Source organism: Pseudomonas sp. S2_H01 (genome assembly GCF_054668305.1).
In genome coordinates this window covers 194,907-209,646 of record NZ_CP162756.1, presented here as the reverse complement: position 1 = coordinate 209,646, position 14,740 = coordinate 194,907, and the positions used below count along the sequence as shown (strand labels likewise).

Sequence of the window (14,740 nt, the reverse complement as noted above, 5' to 3'; positions counted from 1 at the left end):
CGAATCCGCCAATAATGCGTGTCAAATCAAAGAAATCTGCCCCGTTTTTAGGGCAATACGATAGTCTTCGCACCATTGTCGATACAGACACCTGGATTGGAAGGCTATAGATGGCGCCTGATGACTATCTCGTAATGACCAGCAAGGAGTGGGCGGGGCTGCGCGCCAGTACGCCACTGACCTTGTCCGAAGAAGATCTGGCGGCGTTACGAGGCGTAAACGAAGATATTTCCCTGGAAGATGTGGTCAACATCTACCTTCCGCTGTCGCGCCTGATCAATCTGCACGTCAGCGCCGCGCGCAATCTGGCGAGCATCAAGGACACTTTCCTCGGGCGTCCGGCGAAAAAACAGACCTATGTCGTGGCGGTTGCGGGCAGTGTCGCGGTCGGCAAAAGCACGTTTGCCCGTGTCCTGCAGGCGCTGATGGCGCGCTGGCCGGATCATCCTCGGGTCGATCTGGTGACCACCGACGGTTTCCTGCACCCGAACGCCCGGCTGGATGCGGACGGCATCATGCACCGCAAGGGTTTTCCGGAGAGCTACGATCGCAAGCGCATGGTCAAGTTTCTCTCGGACCTCAAGGCGGGCATTCCCGTGATCAGCGCGCCGGTCTATTCGCACATCAGCTACGACATCGTCCCGGATAAATTCATCGAGATCAGCCAGCCGGACATCCTGATCTTTGAAGGTCTGAATGTGCTGCAGACCGAGGGCAATGACGGCCAGAAGCCTGGCAGCATCGTGTCGGATTTCTTCGACTTCTCGATCTACCTGGACGCGGCCGAAGGGGATATCGAGCGTTGGTACGTCGAGCGCTTTCTCATGCTGCAACGCACTGCATTTCGTGCCCGGGGCGCTTATTTCCGTGAACTGGCCGACTTGCCGCCCGAGAAATCCCCGGACGCCGCGCGCAAGATCTGGCGCGACATCAACCGTCCCAACCTGCTGGAAAACATTCTGCCAACTCGCGAGCGGGCAAGCCTGGTGGTGCGCAAGGCAGCGGATCATTCGGTGAAAGAGCTGTGGCTGCGCTGACGATCGGCGCTGCCGTGCGCTTTTCAGCATTGCTCGCCCTGTGCTTCAGCGCTGCCGCGATGGCAGACGGCAACAAACTGCTGCTCGAATGCCAGGACGGTATCAACAGCATGAGCGGCGGGGTGGCCAAGAACCCGGTGGGGATTGGCCATTGCGTCGGCGTTTTGCAAGCGACCATGGACACCCTCGACATTTTTCACGAAGCCGGCGGCGTGCCCAAGCTGGTGTGTGTGCCGGAAGGCGGGATTCCGATGGTGCAGTCCATGCGCGTGGTGGTCCAGTCTCTTGAAGCACATCCCCAGAGTCTGCACCTGAACGAATCGGTGCTGGTCGTCTCCGCGCTGAAAAACGCCTTTCCCTGCCGCTGATCACCTCCCAGTCTTGATGGCCGTTCGTCGTAGCCGGTGATCAATGCTGGTTTTTTTTGCTTCGAGGTCTATCCTTACCGGTCAGTACAGTTCAATTGAGAGGCGACCATGCCGACCACCCGAGACGCCAGCGTCAATCATCAACGTCTGATCGACGCGGCCTCCGCGCTGTTTTTTCGTGACGGGATCAATGCGACGGGAATTGCCGCCGTGGCGGAATTTGCGGGCGTGTCGAAGATGACGCTGTACGCCCACTTCGCGTCGAAGGACGAGTTGATCGTGGCGTTTTTGGACAAACGCAATGAGCGCTGGGAAGCCGCGGTGGAGCAGACGTTGGCGGCCAGCGAGGCGCCAGCCGAGAAACTTCTGGGGCTGTTCGACCTGCACCGGCAGTGGCTGCGCGAAGGCGGGTTGCGCGGCTGCCCTTATGTGAACTCCGCTGCAGAGTTTCCGGACCGCAGTCACCCGGTTCGCCTGGCGGTGGATCGGCATAAACAAGGGGTGAAGCAACACCTGCTGGACCTCGCTGAAAGGGCGGGGCTGACCGACCCGCAAACGTTGGTAAGACGATTGTTCCTGTTACTGGAAGGGGCGTTTCTCACAGGCGCCCTGGAAAACGACGACAGCGTATTTCTGGTGGCGCGAGAACTGGCCGCAGAGCTGATTGACGCGGCGCAACCGGCGTAATCCTGTTCTCTCCTTCACATTCAAGAAAGGAAGCTGACCATGCGTATCAATGCACTGATTGTCTCGCTGCTCACCGGGCTGGTGGCGGCGACGTTTGGTTTCGGTATCTACCTGTTCGCGCAACTGGTGCCCGACATGCGCGCCAGCCTCGGTTTTGACATTGCCTACGTTGGCACCATTACCGCGTCCGGGCAGTTCGGTTTCCTGCTGTGTGCGTTGTTGGCGGCGTGGATCACCCCACGGGTGGGCGGGGGTTGGGTGATTTTCGGTTCCGGGGTGGTGTGCGCCGTAGCGCTGCTGCTGATCCCGCTGACCCACAATATCCTGCTCATCGGCGCCTTATTGACGGTGTTGGCGGGCACGGCAGCGACCGTTTTCGTGCCCATGGTCGACGTGATCTCCCGCACGGTTGCCTATAAATCACGCGGCATGGCGATGGGTCTGGTGTCCAGCGGCACTAGCTATGGCGTGTTCATCAACAGTCTGTTGGTGCCGCTGTATGCGCCGCAGGGCGAGTGGCGCATGGTGTGGTGGATCGTCGGGCTGATCACCGTGGCGCTGGCGGTTGGCGTGATGGTGGTGTTCAAGCGGGCGCGGTTGTTCGTCCATGAAAAGGTTTCGGCACCCGAGACTGAACAGACCGCACTGGCGGGCAGAGCCGCGCTGAAGCAGCCATGGGTGCTGACGGTGTGGACGATGAACTTCCTCCTCGGTTTCTCGACCTTTCCTTTTCAGAATTACCTGTCGTCCTACCTGCGCAGCGAATTGAATTTCGACGTGACCTACACCGCGCACATCTGGGCGAGTGTCGGTTTCGTTGGCATGTTTGCCGGGCTTGCCGTCGGTGGGTTGTCGGATCGCATCGGCCTGCGTGCGGCGATGGTGCTGGTCTACGCCTGTGTAGGCGCGGCGGCGTTGATCTTCGTTGTTCATCCTGTCGGTTACTGGCCGTTGGCAGCGGGGGTTCTGTTCGCGGTGGCGTTTTACCCGATCTTCGGCTTGATCCCGGCGTATGTGTCGAAGATGGCGGGCAGTGCGACGCTGGCCGTGACGATTTTTGGCGTGGCCAACATCCTGCAAGGCGTCGGCGGCATGATCGGAAACTTCTGCGGCGGGTTGCTGGCCAGTTTCAACGGCTCGTTCGTGGGTGTTTACGTGGCCATCGGCATGGTGGCCGTGTTGCTGGCGGTGCTGACGCTGCGTTTGCCGAAGGAGGCTCGCGATCTGGAGCAGGATGACGCGCTGGCCTGCGTGAATGGCTGATTATCCGAGGCCGGGCGCGGGTGCAAGCCGCCCGGATGGGGTGTCATTCCACCGCCCCATTCAGGCAGCATCATTGTTGATCGCCGCGCCTGAAGTTCCGGCCGGGCTGATCCTTGGATCGGCGACGCAGCCCGTGGGTTACAGCGTGACATTCCCCGCGATGCAGGTCTGCACCTCACCGCCGACCCAGATTTGATCCCCGACCTGTTCGACGGAAACGCGTCCGCGGTGGCCGAGCACGGTGCCTTGGCGCGTGGTGTACTGGCGCGGCGCGAGACCGGCCGGGATCAGCCATTGTGCAAGGCTGGCGTTGAGGCTGCCGGTCACAGGGTCTTCGGCGTTGAGGTCGCCGGTCAGGGCCCGCACCTCGAAGTCGGCCTCGGCGTCCGGCCCGGTCCAGGGGGCGACGATGCCTACATTCAGGCCTTTGAGTGCCGCGTAATCGGGACGGATCGCCAAGACCTCTTCACGGCTCGACAGCATCACCGCGACCCAGCCCGGCCCGTTATCCGCCCACTGACTGCCGATGATCTGTTCGCGGCGCACGCCAAGCCCGGCTACCAGACTGGCCAACACTTCGTCTTCCACCGGGCCGCTGCGCAAAAGCGGCGGGGCGCAGAACGCCAGACGTGAGCCGTCCCGGCGAATGCGCACCAGCCCTGCGCCGCACTCCTGAACCACTTCCTGGGCTTTGGCCGCGCCGCCGTCATCCAGCCAGACGAAACAGCTGCCCAGCGTCGGATGACCGGCAAACGGCAATTCACGCGTGGTGGTGAAGATGCGCACACGGTAGTCCGCTTCCGGGTGAGTAGGGCGCAGCAGGAAAGTCGTTTCACTGAGGTTGGTCCAACGGGCGAACGCGGCCATTTGCGCGTCGGTCAGGTCATCGGCGGCACTGACCACGGCCAGCGGATTGCCTTGGGTGGCGGCGCTGGAAAACACGTCAACCTGCTGGAATTTGAGGATGTGTGCCATGACGTTATCTCCTTGGACGGTGGCGGGATCGGCCACTCTAGGGAGGCGGTACGAGGCTGTACAGAGACAGATGACCGTGATTTTTTTAGCCGTCTGAATGGTTCAGGCGGCTGTCATCCACGGTTACGCCTCACCGCCCGCCAGCACGAAGCCTGTCGGCATTTGTTGCGCGTATTCGCTCACCACCTCGCGTGTCAGGCCGACGATGTCCTCCACCAACTCCATGCCCGCGCCGGTTCGCCAACTGGCGACAATGTCCATGACCGGCGGCAGCGGCACATTGTCGATGCGCGTCAGCACGCCTTGAGTGAGTTCGCCATGCACCAATGTGGCGGGCAGGGCGCCGATGCCGAAGCCGTCGCGCACCAATCGGGTGATCGCGGACGCTGAGTTCACGCAGTTGATGCGCGGCGTGACGATGTCGGCCGTGTGCAGCATGTTGAGGATGTCCTGATGCGGCCGTGAATGACGGGAAAAGGTCACGATGCGCGCCATGGCAATCTCTTCCAGCGTCACGTCCGCGCGGTCGAATTCTGAGCCCGTCGGCACCACCCAATGCAGCGGGTATCGGGCGAGCACCGCGTTGCGAACGGTGTCGAAGCGCAGGATGTCGGTCTGGAAAATGATGTCCTGGTAACCCTTTTCCAGTTGCGAGCACAGGTTGCTGGCCGTCTCGGCGGTCAGTTCGATCTCAAGATTGGGGTAACACTTCATCAAGCGTGTTACCAAGGGACTGAGCCAGGTGTGTATCACCGTATCCATGGCGCCGATGCGAATCCGTCCACGCACCTGGCTCGGGTCCTTGATCGCTGCCTTCATGCTTTGCAGGGTGTCCATGATGTGCTCGGCGTACTCGAGCACCCGCAAGCCCTCGGGTGTCAGTGACACGCCTTTGGAGTCACGCACGAACAGCCGCACGCCCATTTCGTCTTCCAGCGCCGGGATCCGGCTGGAAATAGAGGCCTGCGTGCTGAACAGTTTTTCCGCCGTGAGCCGGAAGCTTTTCAGCCGTGCAACCCAGACGAAGGTTTCCAGAAACTTGAGGTTCACCGAATGATTTCCTTGAGCGGGGTGCGACGATGCGCGCTGGACGGGATGAACCGTCTAACGCCTTCGCCCGCGTTGGCATGCATGTCATGGAGAGACAGCAGGTTGCATGCCAGTCGATCAATGGAAATTCTTATCGGGGCGCGCGATTTTTCTTGTTTGACGTCGCTGTCACGTTCTGCCGCCCCGACCCAAGCGCTTATTTGACCAGGTACAGCGCTGGCCTCCGGGGCTGCGACTGAGGCCCTGTTGCTGGCTGATTTCGGGCCAAGGCTTGCAGCTGGATGTTCAGTTTCTCGGTGGCGATGAGGAGTTTTCTCAGGGCATCAAGGAGGATTTTTTGACCTTCAATGTCCAGGTCGCACCGTTTCTCGGCGATCTCCTGCAGCAGCGTTGTCAGGTTCATGCTCAATTCGTTGATAGGTTCCATGGCTAATCCTGGCTCAATCCTTCCTGTAGCGGTTGTCGTGCCGCGTCGCGTGTTCACCCGAAGGTGAATCCGTCCAGGCGCTGCTTGAGTGCGACGGCGATCTGCGCCAGTTCTTCACTCGCGGCTCGGGTCTGATCGGAGCGCACCGACGACTGCACCGAGAGGTCGCGAATGCGGATGATGCTGCGGTCCACATCCTTGGCGACCAGGGCCTGCTCTTCACACGCCGTGGCGATCAGGGCATTGCGCTCGTCAATGCTGTTGACCGTGGTCGTGATGCCTTGCAGCGCCTTGTTGGCGGAAGCCGCCTGTTCGCGGGTCTGCGCGGCTTGAATGGCGCTGTCGTTCAACGCGCCCACGGTGTCCTGAGTGCCGTTCTGGATATGGCCGATCATGCGTTCGATATCCATGGTCGACGTACTGGTGCGGTGCGCCAGCGATCGGACTTCGTCGGCGACGACGGCGAACCCCCGTCCTGCTTCCCCTGCGCGTGCGGCTTCGATCGCGGCGTTAAGCGCCAGCAGGTTGGTCTGGTCGGCGACCGAACGAATCACCTCAAGCACCTTGCTGATTTCCACGGTGTTGGCCGCCAGAATGCCTGCGCGCTCGGAGGCGCCGTTGACGCTGGTGTCCAGCCGGGTGATCGCATTGAGCGTCGAGGTCAGTTCCTGCTGGCCATCGCGAGCGAGATTCAGCGAGGCCCGCGACTCCTCGCATGTGCTGCTCGCGTTGCGTGCGACCTCGTCCACAGCCTGACTCATCTCGGTGATGGCGGTGGCTGCCTGTTCCAGCTCACTGTTCTGCAACTGCAGGTCTTCGTTGCTGGTGCTGACGAGCATGCTCAGCTCCTCGGCAGCGCTCGAAAGCTGGCTGGCGGCCTGGTGCACACCGGTCAGCGTCTGACTGAGGCTTTCACGCATGGTCACCACCGCTCGCAGCAATTGCGCAGCCTCGTCATTGCCACTGACGTCCAGTGCGGTTTCACGCAGATCGCCCCGCGCGATGGCGTCGGCAGCGTGCAGCGCCTGCGCGACAGGGCGTGCAATGCTTTCGGTCAGGCGATAGGCGATGACGATCGCGCCCAGCGTCGACAGCACGATCACGATCAAGGTGACACGAAGCGAGGTCTGATACGCCTGCTGCCCGGCCGCGCTTGCGGTTTGCTGCGCCTGGTCGTTGAGCAGCTCAAGCTCGCCCAGTGTTTTGGTCATGGCCTGAGCGAGGGTCGACATTTCGCCGTTGACCAGCGCGTTCGCGTCGTTGGAAGCGCCTTGCTTGAGCAAGTCATGAACGCGGACGGCAGAGGTCCGGTACTGTTCGAAAAGCGTGCCAATGGTATTGAACAGGGTCCGTTCCTGATCCCCGCTGATGATCGGCCGATAGGTGTCCTGAGCTGTCGCGAACTCCCGGGTGTCGGAGACAAACGCCGCATAGTTGCTGTCCAGCGCGCTGTCGCTGGTGGAAGTCAGCAACCGAATCACGCCGAAGCGGGTTTTGGTAAAGGCCAGCGTGATGTCGTCACCCAGAGCGATGCCGGGCAGGGCATCCTGTTCGACCACCAGACTCGCCTGACGTATTTCCCTGGCTTGATACATGGCAAAGGCGCCCACGCCCATCAGCGCCGCGATCACCAAGGCAAAACACAGTCGGATTCGCATCGCGAAATTAAAACGTCTTAGCTGCATCGTTCGATTTATCCACGTGAAGGTCAGGTCTTACTGCCAATTCTCACCTTGTTAGTAGCGTGATGAGTAAGACTGTCCTGCCGCGGATAAATGAAAACCGGATGCGGATAACAATTATGGACGGCGCGTTACTGCATGTTCCCGACTATCGGTTACGCCCGCTTTCGAATACCTCAGGCCCGTCTGCCCAGGCGATAAGTACCCGGAGACATACCGAACCATCGTTCGCATGCTTTGTTAAACGCGCTGGGGTTTTTGAAACCCACGCTGTATGAAATCTGTTTAAGGCTGAGCGACGTGTTCATCAACAAATGGTGACTGTGTTGCTTCTTAACGATGTCCACCAGCTTTTGAAAACGCTGCCCGTCTTTGTCCAGCGACCTGATCAATTGATGGTTGGAGAGCCCCAGCGTCTTTGCGATGTCTTCCATGCCAAGTGCCCGGGCTTGATTGAGGTGTTGCAGTATTGCGCCGGTGGTCCTTGCGGTGATGCTGTCGCTGTTCTGCTCGTCCTGACAGCGTTTCAGGTATTGATCGTGGATATGTTGCAGGGAAGGATCGAAGGTGGCGACGGCATGCTCTGCGTCAGCCCGCTGGAACGTCAACGCATTCACCGGGCATGAAAAGCGTAGGTCGGTACCGAACAGTTGTTCGAGTCGCCCCGTGTTCCGGGGCTGCTCGTACATGAATTCCGCTCTGACCGGCGTAATTCGCAGCGATGGGGCGAGCCAGTGGAGCAGGCCCAGCGTGATCGACGCCACCGCATCGACGAAGACCCGGGGCAATGCGTTCTGTGGGGTCGCAGACAGCCCGGCCATTCTGAGGGTGCTCGCCGTGCTGTCCATAAACATGCAGAAGCCGGTGCCGATCATGGTGTGGTGTTCCACCATCCGCGCCATGGCCTCGCTCAGTGTGGCGCTGGACATGGCCGCGTAGCCCAAGGCTCCCAAGTGAGCCGGGTGGGCCTTTTCATAGGCCAGCAGCCCAAGGTCTTCATTCCCGCTGCGCGCCTGAACGTCTTCAATGAGCCGTGAAAGTTCATGCAGGGGTATCCGCTCAGGCGTCAACGGTGCGGTCGTTTTGGTGAGCGTTACTGCAAGCGGATTAATCGGTGTATCGGCACTGCCCATTGCCTCGATAAGTGCGAGGGCGAACGCAGAAGAAATACTTTGCATATCGATTCCATTGGGAGAGTTATCGAGCTCCTGTTGTTCTTGTTGTGCGAGGTATTATTGTTGACTCATTGATCAGGAAAATAAGACGGACATTTCCAGTGTGGTGTCATGGGAAGCGTTCGAGCGCATTCAGGACACTTTTTCATACAGCGCAAGTTTGCGACTCATTAAAGGCGGGCGTTATTCCAGTCAAATACCTGAGCCCGCCGCTGAACAGAAAATGTTATCGGGCATAGTGGTTTTTTCCCGTTGGACGCAGCGCCCCGGCCTGCAGAAAGATGGCCGTCGAGAAGAGCAAGGGACGCCGCCGGAGTGGACGCAGCACGCTGGAAAACCTCGGCCTGAAGTGGCGCAATGCGACCGTGCGCTCGAACGTCGGCAATGACCTGGACGAGAACCGCTTGATCGTCAGCTTTACCGTGCCGATGGGGTAGGCGCGTTGGCATCTGCGCCGAATTGGTCGGTCCACCGTCGATGTGTCCATTCCCCGAATCAGGGCACCACAACCACGAGATCTCGATTATGCAAACCGCTATCAACCTCTGGCCGCTGCTCGGTGTGCTGGTGATCGTTCTGGGATTTGTCCTGCGCTTCAATCCGATGCTGGTGGTGGCGCTGGCGGCACTGGCCACGGGCCTGGCCGCGAGCATGCCGCTGGACACCCTCCTTGCCACCATCGGTACGGGGTTCATCAAGACCCGCACGCTGCCGCTGATCATCCTCCTGCCGCTGGCCGTCATCGGTCTGCTGGAACGGCATGGCCTGCGTCTGCACGCGCAGAACTGGATTGCGCGGTTCACTGGCGCCACCGCCGGACGCTTGCTGATCGCTTACCTGTTCGTGCGTGAAACCACGGCGGCGTTGGGGCTGACCAGCCTGGGCGGGCATCCGCAAATGGTTCGCCCTTTGCTTGCCCCGATGGCCGAAGGCGCCGCCGAATCCCGCTTCGGCACATTGCCCGAAGCGCTTCGCATCAAGCTGTTGTCGTTGTGCGCGGCGACCGACAACGTCGGGCTGTTCTTCGGTGAGGACATTTTCGTTGCGTTTGGCGCCATTGCCTTGATGCACACCTTTTTGCTGGGCTCGGGCATCGATGTCGACCCGATGCACATCGCGTTCTGGGGCATTCCGACGGCAATCTGTGCGTTCGTCATCCATGGGATCCGTCTGCACCGATTCGATCAGCGACTCAATCGTGAGCTTAATGCGTTGCCACAACCCTCCACGGTCGTCACGGAGATCGCGCCATGATCATTTCCATCCAATACCTGTACTGGCTGGCAGGTGTGATTCTGGCCATCACAGCGTTCATGACGCTGACCGACCGCAGCAATCCCAAACGCTGGAGCACCGGGGCGTTCTGGGGGTTGTTTGCCATAGCCTTTCTGGTGGGCGATCGCCTGCCGCCGGTGTGGGTCGGCGTCGGGGTCATCGTCATGGCATTGATCGCCGGGTTCGGCGGAGTGGGTTTCGGCCAGCACGACACCCTGCCAGACACAGCGCGTCGCGAGAGTGCAGGGCGCCTGAAGAACAAGCTGTTCATTCCGGCGCTGGCGATTCCACTGGTCACGGTCATCGGTGCGGTGCTGCTGAAGAACATCAAGTTTGGCGACGTGTTTTTGCTGGATCCGGCCAACAGCACCTTTGTCTCGCTCGGGATCGGCAGCCTGGTGGCGCTGGCCTTGGCCTGCTGGCTGACCCGCGACACGCCGGTGCAGGCGATGCGCGAGTCCCGACGTTTGACCGAAGCCTTGGGGTGGGCGCTGGTGTTGCCGCAGATGCTGGCGATGCTGGGCCTGGTGTTCAACGATGCGGGCGTGGGCAAGGCCGTCGCGCATCTGGCAACGGCGTACATCAATCTCGATTTCCGCCTGGTGGCGGTGATGGTGTACGTGTTGGGCATGGCGCTGTTCACCGTTGTGATGGGCAACGGTTTTGCGGCATTTCCGGTCATGACCGGCGGCATCGGTGTACCGGTGTTGGTGGGCATGTACGGCGCCAATCCTGCGGTGATGGCCGTCATTGGCATGTTCTCCGGCTACTGCGGCACGCTGATGACTCCCATGGCGGCAAACTACAACATCGTGCCAGCGGCATTGCTGGAATTGCCGGACAAGTACGCGGTGATCAAGGCGCAGATCCCGACGGCGTTGGCGATGCTGGTGGTGAATATCGTGCTGCTGTATTTCCTGATGTAGTGCGCAGGGCGTTTGGTCCTGCCCGATATACCTGACACACCGCATGCGCCTGTTTTGCTGCCGGTTCCCGGCAGATCGTCCGAATGCGGCCCAGACCAAGCGCGCTCCTACAGTGAATCGCGTTCAGCCAGATGAGCGTGGGGCGCACGGTGAAGGTGTTTAGCCGTATGGGCGTGCGGCTGGCAGCGATCTCGAGATGACGAAAAAAGGTGATCGCAAACGATTGCGACTGGCGGAGGTCTGTATAGACCAACGGCGCCAACCCCTCTAAATCCAAGGTTTTCACGGGCCAGGCAGCGATGTCCGGCCCGTTTTCGTCTGTGCAGCACGACCGCCTATAAAAAATAGGTTGAATAGTCACAACAAATGTTATTTAAATAACAAAAATAATAACGCGCTGTGGTTCGTTTTCCAGAACCTCACCGCGTGCACAAGGTAATCACACACATGAACAAGATCGCGGTCATCGGCAGCAACATGGTGGATTTGATCACCTACATCGACCGGATGCCGGCTCAGGGCGAAACCCTTGAAGCGCCGAATTTCGCCATGGGGTGCGGTGGCAAGGGGGCCAACCAGGCCGTCGCGGCTGCCAAGCTCGGCGCCGACGTGCTGATGCTGAGCAAGGTCGGCGACGACATGTTCGCCGACAACACCCTGGCCAACTTCAAGCGCTTCGGCATCGACACCCATTTCGTGCAGCGCGTGCCTGGCGTATCCAGCGGCGTCGCACCGATCTTCGTGCAGAGCGATTCGCACAACAGCATCCTCATCGTCAAAGGCGCCAACGCGCACCTCAAACCGTCCGACATCGACGCCGCGCACGCCGCATTGCGCGACTGCAAACTGATGGTGCTGCAGCTGGAAATCGAGCTGGAGACGGTTTACTACGCCATCGAATTTGCCAAGGCCAACGGCATCCCGGTGTTGCTCAACCCTGCGCCCGCCGTCAAAGGCCTGAGCCGTGAGCACCTGTCGCAACTGGACTTTTTCATCCCCAACGAGACCGAGCTGGCGCTGATTACAGGGCAAGTCGTCGACTCCCTGGAGGCTGCCCGCGCTGCCGCCTTGCAACTGGTGCAGGACGGCATTCGTCACGTCATCGTGACCCTTGGCGAGAAGGGCGCGCTGTACGTGGGCGAAGAGGGTGAATTCCGCGTCGAGGGCATTAAGGTCAACGCCCGCGACACGACAGGCGCAGGCGATGCCTTCATCGGTTGTTTCGCTCGCCACTGGAGCGAGGACGGTGACATGCGCAATGCCATGACCCAGGCGGTGGCCTACTCCGCCTGTTCGGTCACCGGCCTGGGCACTCAGAGTTCCTATCCGGACGCTGCCACGTTCGGGCAATTCCTCGAAACGCTGTAAGTCATCCACGCGCCGCCGCGCCATGACCGATTACTGCATCGGCGTGGCGCGGCAGTCCCTGCACTTCACGGAGAACAACAATGACAAAACCCGCGCTCCAACAATCACCGGACGGGTTCTACCTGAACCGCACGCCCTGGTTCGCCTTCCTGCTGCTGTGCTGCTGTTTCGCGTTGTGGGCGGCGGCGGCGAGCATGAACGATGTGCTGATCGCGCACTTCAAGAAGGCCTTTCTGCTCAGCGATTTCCAGACCGCCTTCGTGCAGTCGGCGTTCTATCTGGGTTACTTCTTCGTGGCGATTCCGGCGGCCATGGTCGTCCGGCGTTTCAGCTACAAGACCACCATTCTGATCGGCCTGTTGTTGTACATGGTGGGTTGCTCGCTGTTTTTCCCGGCAGCGTCCATGGCCAAGTACGGCATGTTCCTGATGGCGCTGTTCGTCATCGCAGCGGGGCTGTCGTTCCTGGAAACCGCCTGCAACACTTACTCCACCCTGATGGGCCCTCGCGAAACCGGTACTCGCCGCCTGAACATCTCGCAGACCTTCCACCCGTTCGGCGCCATGGCGGGCGTGTACGTCGGCAGCTTCGTGATGTTCAAGGACACCGACGCCACCCGTGAGCAGCTGACGCAGATGAGTGCCTCCGACGCGGCGATCCAGCAACTGGAAATGATCCAGTCGACCCTGCTGCCGTACAAATGGATGATCGCGGTACTGATTCTGATGTTCGTGCTGATCGCCTTCACCAAGTTCCCGGCCTGCAAAGGCATCGTCAAAGCCAGCGTCAAATCCAGCAGCATCGGCCAGAGCCTATCGCGCTTGTGGCGCAATCCGCGTTTCACCTTCGGTGTGCTGGCGCAGTTCCTGTACGTCGGGGCGCAAGTCGGTGTGTGGAGCTTCACCATTCGCCTGGCGATGCAGATGGGTGGCATGAACGAACGCAGCGCGTCGTGGTTCCTGCTGACCACCTTTGCTGCTTACTTCGTCGGCAAGATGATTGCCAACCTGCTGATGCGCAAGATGCACCCTGCAAAGGTGCTGGCGATCTACGGCGTGCTGACCATTGCGCTGCTGGCGTACACGATTCTGGTGCCGAACATCAGCGCGGTTTACGCCGCGGTGGGTGTGAGTATCTTCCTCGGCCCTTGCTGGCCGACGATTTATGGCCTGACCATTGATGGCCTGGGCGAAGACACTGGCGTGGGCGGCTCATTGCTGGTCATGAGTATTGTCGGTGGCGGCGTCATGCCGATCTTCCAGGGCCTGCTGTCCGATGCCACCCACGGCAATATGCAGATTGCCTACACCGTGCCGCTGTTGTGCTTCGTGGTGATCGTCGCCTACGCGATCAAGTGCATGCGTGATCCGCGCAGCGAAACAGCACCTGTCGGTGCGGTGACGGCATCATGACCGGTCTCGACACACGCACCACGATCTCGCTCTACCCCGAGCTGTTCGGTGGCGACGAGAAAACCCTGCTCGAATCGGCGGATTTTCGCGTGCTCGCGTGGACGTACCCAAGCGGTGTAAAGGCGCTGGCGCTGGAGAACAATCGCGGTCGCGTGGTGGTCTTGCCGTATCAGGGGCAGATGATCTGGTCGGCCGTGTTCGACGGTTGCGACCTGACCATGCGCAACATGTTCGAGCACCCGCGCCCGAGCGCGTCCGTCATAGGCACTTATGGCTGCTTTATGTTCCACAGCGGCCTTCTGCGCAACGGCTGCCCGACCCCGCAGGACGATCATCCGCTGCACGGCGAAATGCCGTGCGCGCCCATGGACAGTGCCTGGCTGGAAGTCGGCCAGGATGCGGCCGGCGCGTTTCTGCGCGTAGGCGGCGAGTATGAGTACGTGATGGGCTTTGGCGATCACTACCGCGCCCGGCCCAGCGTGACGCTGCGTGCCGGTTCGGCGCTGTTCGACATCGGCATGGACGTGCGCAACCTGGCCGGCAAGCCGATGGAACTGATGTACATGGCGCACATGAACTACGCCTACGTCGCGGACGGGCAATTCGTCGAGCCGCTGGGCGTTGAACGCACGCGGGTTCGCAGCAGCGTGCCGGCGCATGTCAAGCCGACTCCTGCATGGTCGGCGTACATGGCCGAGCTGACGGAAGATCCCTCGCGCTTGCAGACCTTGAACACGCCCGAGCTGTATGACCCGGAGATCGTCTGTTTCTTCGACGGCGTTCAGGCGGACGCCAGGGGCGATGCGCATTTTCTGCTCAAGCACCCCGACGGGCCTGCGTTTTATACCCGTTACAAACCGCAGCAGTTCGACCACGCGGCACGCTGGATTCTGCACAACGTCGATCAACAGGTGGCGGCGTTCGTATTGCCCGCCACCTGTGAGCCCGAGGGATACCTGGCCGAGAAGTCCAAGGGCAATGTGCGGATGCTGGGGGCAGGGGAGAGTGCGTCGTTCAGCGTGACGACGGGGTATCTGGCGGCGGGTGAAGTGCGGCAACTGGAAGGTGATTTGAAACGCTGATGCCATTTCTTTT

Annotated in this window: 14 protein-coding genes and 1 pseudogene; 10 read left to right on the top strand and 5 right to left on the bottom strand. The window is 60.5% G+C overall.

Annotated elements, in window-relative coordinates:
- The first annotated feature begins 134 nt into the window (after window positions 1–134).
- The 4 genes from coaA (at window position 135) to AB4N84_RS00980 (ending at window position 3,355) form a co-directional block, all read left to right on the top strand.
- Complete coding sequence (gene coaA / locus AB4N84_RS00995) at window positions 135–1,037, top strand: type I pantothenate kinase (RefSeq protein ID WP_244165862.1); 903 nt, start codon at window positions 135–137, stop codon at window positions 1,035–1,037.
- The gene (locus tag AB4N84_RS00990) at window positions 1,025–1,405 is read left to right on the top strand and encodes a Rap1a/Tai family immunity protein (RefSeq protein WP_460044872.1); all 381 of its coding nucleotides are present in this window, start codon (window positions 1,025–1,027) and stop codon (window positions 1,403–1,405) included. The genes coaA and AB4N84_RS00990 overlap by 13 nt, the downstream gene beginning before the upstream one ends.
- 108 nt (window positions 1,406–1,513) lie before the next feature.
- Window positions 1,514–2,092: a TetR/AcrR family transcriptional regulator gene (locus AB4N84_RS00985; RefSeq protein ID WP_460044871.1), complete on the top strand. Its 579-nt coding sequence runs from the start codon at window positions 1,514–1,516 to the stop codon at window positions 2,090–2,092.
- A gap of 39 nt (window positions 2,093–2,131) precedes the next feature.
- On the top strand, window positions 2,132–3,355 hold the full coding sequence (locus AB4N84_RS00980; RefSeq protein ID WP_460044870.1) for an MFS transporter: 1,224 nt from the start codon (window positions 2,132–2,134) through the stop codon (window positions 3,353–3,355).
- A 138-nt stretch (window positions 3,356–3,493) separates the two neighbouring features.
- Here the strand turns inward: AB4N84_RS00980 and AB4N84_RS00975 are convergent, their stop codons facing one another.
- The 5 genes from AB4N84_RS00975 to AB4N84_RS00955 form a co-directional block, all read right to left on the bottom strand.
- Complete coding sequence (locus AB4N84_RS00975) at window positions 3,494–4,330, bottom strand: PhzF family phenazine biosynthesis protein (protein WP_460044868.1); 837 nt, start codon at window positions 4,328–4,330, stop codon at window positions 3,494–3,496.
- A gap of 123 nt (window positions 4,331–4,453) precedes the next feature.
- Window positions 4,454–5,380, bottom strand: coding sequence for a LysR family transcriptional regulator (locus AB4N84_RS00970; RefSeq protein ID WP_460044866.1), 927 nt, complete (start codon window positions 5,378–5,380; stop codon window positions 4,454–4,456).
- Between the two features lie 196 nt (window positions 5,381–5,576).
- Window positions 5,577–5,807, bottom strand: a complete 231-nt coding sequence (locus AB4N84_RS00965; protein WP_460044865.1) for a hypothetical protein — start codon at window positions 5,805–5,807, stop codon at window positions 5,577–5,579.
- 53 nt (window positions 5,808–5,860) lie between these two features.
- A complete protein-coding gene (locus AB4N84_RS00960; RefSeq protein ID WP_460044864.1) occupies window positions 5,861–7,492 on the bottom strand; it encodes a methyl-accepting chemotaxis protein in 1,632 nt (543 codons plus the stop codon).
- Between the two features lie 173 nt (window positions 7,493–7,665).
- Window positions 7,666–8,667 carry an AraC family transcriptional regulator gene (locus AB4N84_RS00955; RefSeq protein WP_460044862.1) on the bottom strand — a complete coding sequence of 334 codons (1,002 nt, stop codon included), beginning with the start codon at window positions 8,665–8,667 and terminating at the stop codon, window positions 7,666–7,668.
- Between the two features lie 326 nt (window positions 8,668–8,993).
- Here AB4N84_RS00955 and AB4N84_RS00950 point away from each other — a divergent pair.
- The 6 genes and pseudogenes from AB4N84_RS00950 to AB4N84_RS00925 form a co-directional block, all read left to right on the top strand.
- A pseudogene (locus AB4N84_RS00950) lies at window positions 8,994–9,101 on the top strand (OprD family outer membrane porin); the annotation flags it as partial.
- Window positions 9,102–9,189: 88 nt separating this feature from the next.
- The gene (locus AB4N84_RS00945) at window positions 9,190–9,918 is read left to right on the top strand and encodes a DUF969 domain-containing protein (RefSeq protein ID WP_460044861.1); all 729 of its coding nucleotides are present in this window, start codon (window positions 9,190–9,192) and stop codon (window positions 9,916–9,918) included.
- On the top strand, window positions 9,915–10,865 hold the full coding sequence (locus tag AB4N84_RS00940; protein WP_460044859.1) for a DUF979 domain-containing protein: 951 nt from the start codon (window positions 9,915–9,917) through the stop codon (window positions 10,863–10,865). The genes AB4N84_RS00945 and AB4N84_RS00940 overlap by 4 nt, the downstream gene beginning before the upstream one ends.
- A gap of 447 nt (window positions 10,866–11,312) precedes the next feature.
- The gene (rbsK, locus tag AB4N84_RS00935) at window positions 11,313–12,233 is read left to right on the top strand and encodes a ribokinase (RefSeq protein ID WP_460044858.1); all 921 of its coding nucleotides are present in this window, start codon (window positions 11,313–11,315) and stop codon (window positions 12,231–12,233) included.
- An 80-nt stretch (window positions 12,234–12,313) separates the two neighbouring features.
- Window positions 12,314–13,645, top strand: a complete 1,332-nt coding sequence (gene fucP, locus AB4N84_RS00930; protein ID WP_074754367.1) for an L-fucose:H+ symporter permease — start codon at window positions 12,314–12,316, stop codon at window positions 13,643–13,645.
- Entirely contained in the window at window positions 13,642–14,727 is a 1,086-nt protein-coding gene (locus AB4N84_RS00925) for an aldose 1-epimerase family protein (protein WP_460044856.1), read from the top strand. The genes fucP and AB4N84_RS00925 overlap by 4 nt, the downstream gene beginning before the upstream one ends.
- The last annotated feature ends 13 nt before the right edge of the window (window positions 14,728–14,740 follow it).

Bases quoted from the DNA above. Each gene is read 5' to 3' on its own strand.
- AB4N84_RS00925 (WP_460044856.1), top strand. From the start codon at position 13,642: ATGACCGGTCTCGACACACGCACCACGATCTCGCTCTACCCCGAGCTG.
- rbsK (WP_460044858.1), top strand. From the start codon at position 11,313: ATGAACAAGATCGCGGTCATCGGCAGCAACATGGTGGATTTGATCACC.
- AB4N84_RS00940 (WP_460044859.1), top strand. From the start codon at position 9,915: ATGATCATTTCCATCCAATACCTGTACTGGCTGGCAGGTGTGATTCTG.
- AB4N84_RS00975 (WP_460044868.1), bottom strand. From the start codon at position 4,330: ATGGCACACATCCTCAAATTCCAGCAGGTTGACGTGTTTTCCAGCGCC.
- AB4N84_RS00965 (WP_460044865.1), bottom strand. From the start codon at position 5,807: ATGGAACCTATCAACGAATTGAGCATGAACCTGACAACGCTGCTGCAG.
- fucP (WP_074754367.1), top strand. From the start codon at position 12,314: ATGACAAAACCCGCGCTCCAACAATCACCGGACGGGTTCTACCTGAAC.
- AB4N84_RS00945 (WP_460044861.1), top strand. From the start codon at position 9,190: ATGCAAACCGCTATCAACCTCTGGCCGCTGCTCGGTGTGCTGGTGATC.
- coaA (WP_244165862.1), top strand. From the start codon at position 135: ATGACCAGCAAGGAGTGGGCGGGGCTGCGCGCCAGTACGCCACTGACC.
- AB4N84_RS00960 (WP_460044864.1), bottom strand. From the start codon at position 7,492: ATGCAGCTAAGACGTTTTAATTTCGCGATGCGAATCCGACTGTGTTTT.
- AB4N84_RS00980 (WP_460044870.1), top strand. From the start codon at position 2,132: ATGCGTATCAATGCACTGATTGTCTCGCTGCTCACCGGGCTGGTGGCG.
- AB4N84_RS00985 (WP_460044871.1), top strand. From the start codon at position 1,514: ATGCCGACCACCCGAGACGCCAGCGTCAATCATCAACGTCTGATCGAC.
- AB4N84_RS00955 (WP_460044862.1), bottom strand. From the start codon at position 8,667: ATGCAAAGTATTTCTTCTGCGTTCGCCCTCGCACTTATCGAGGCAATG.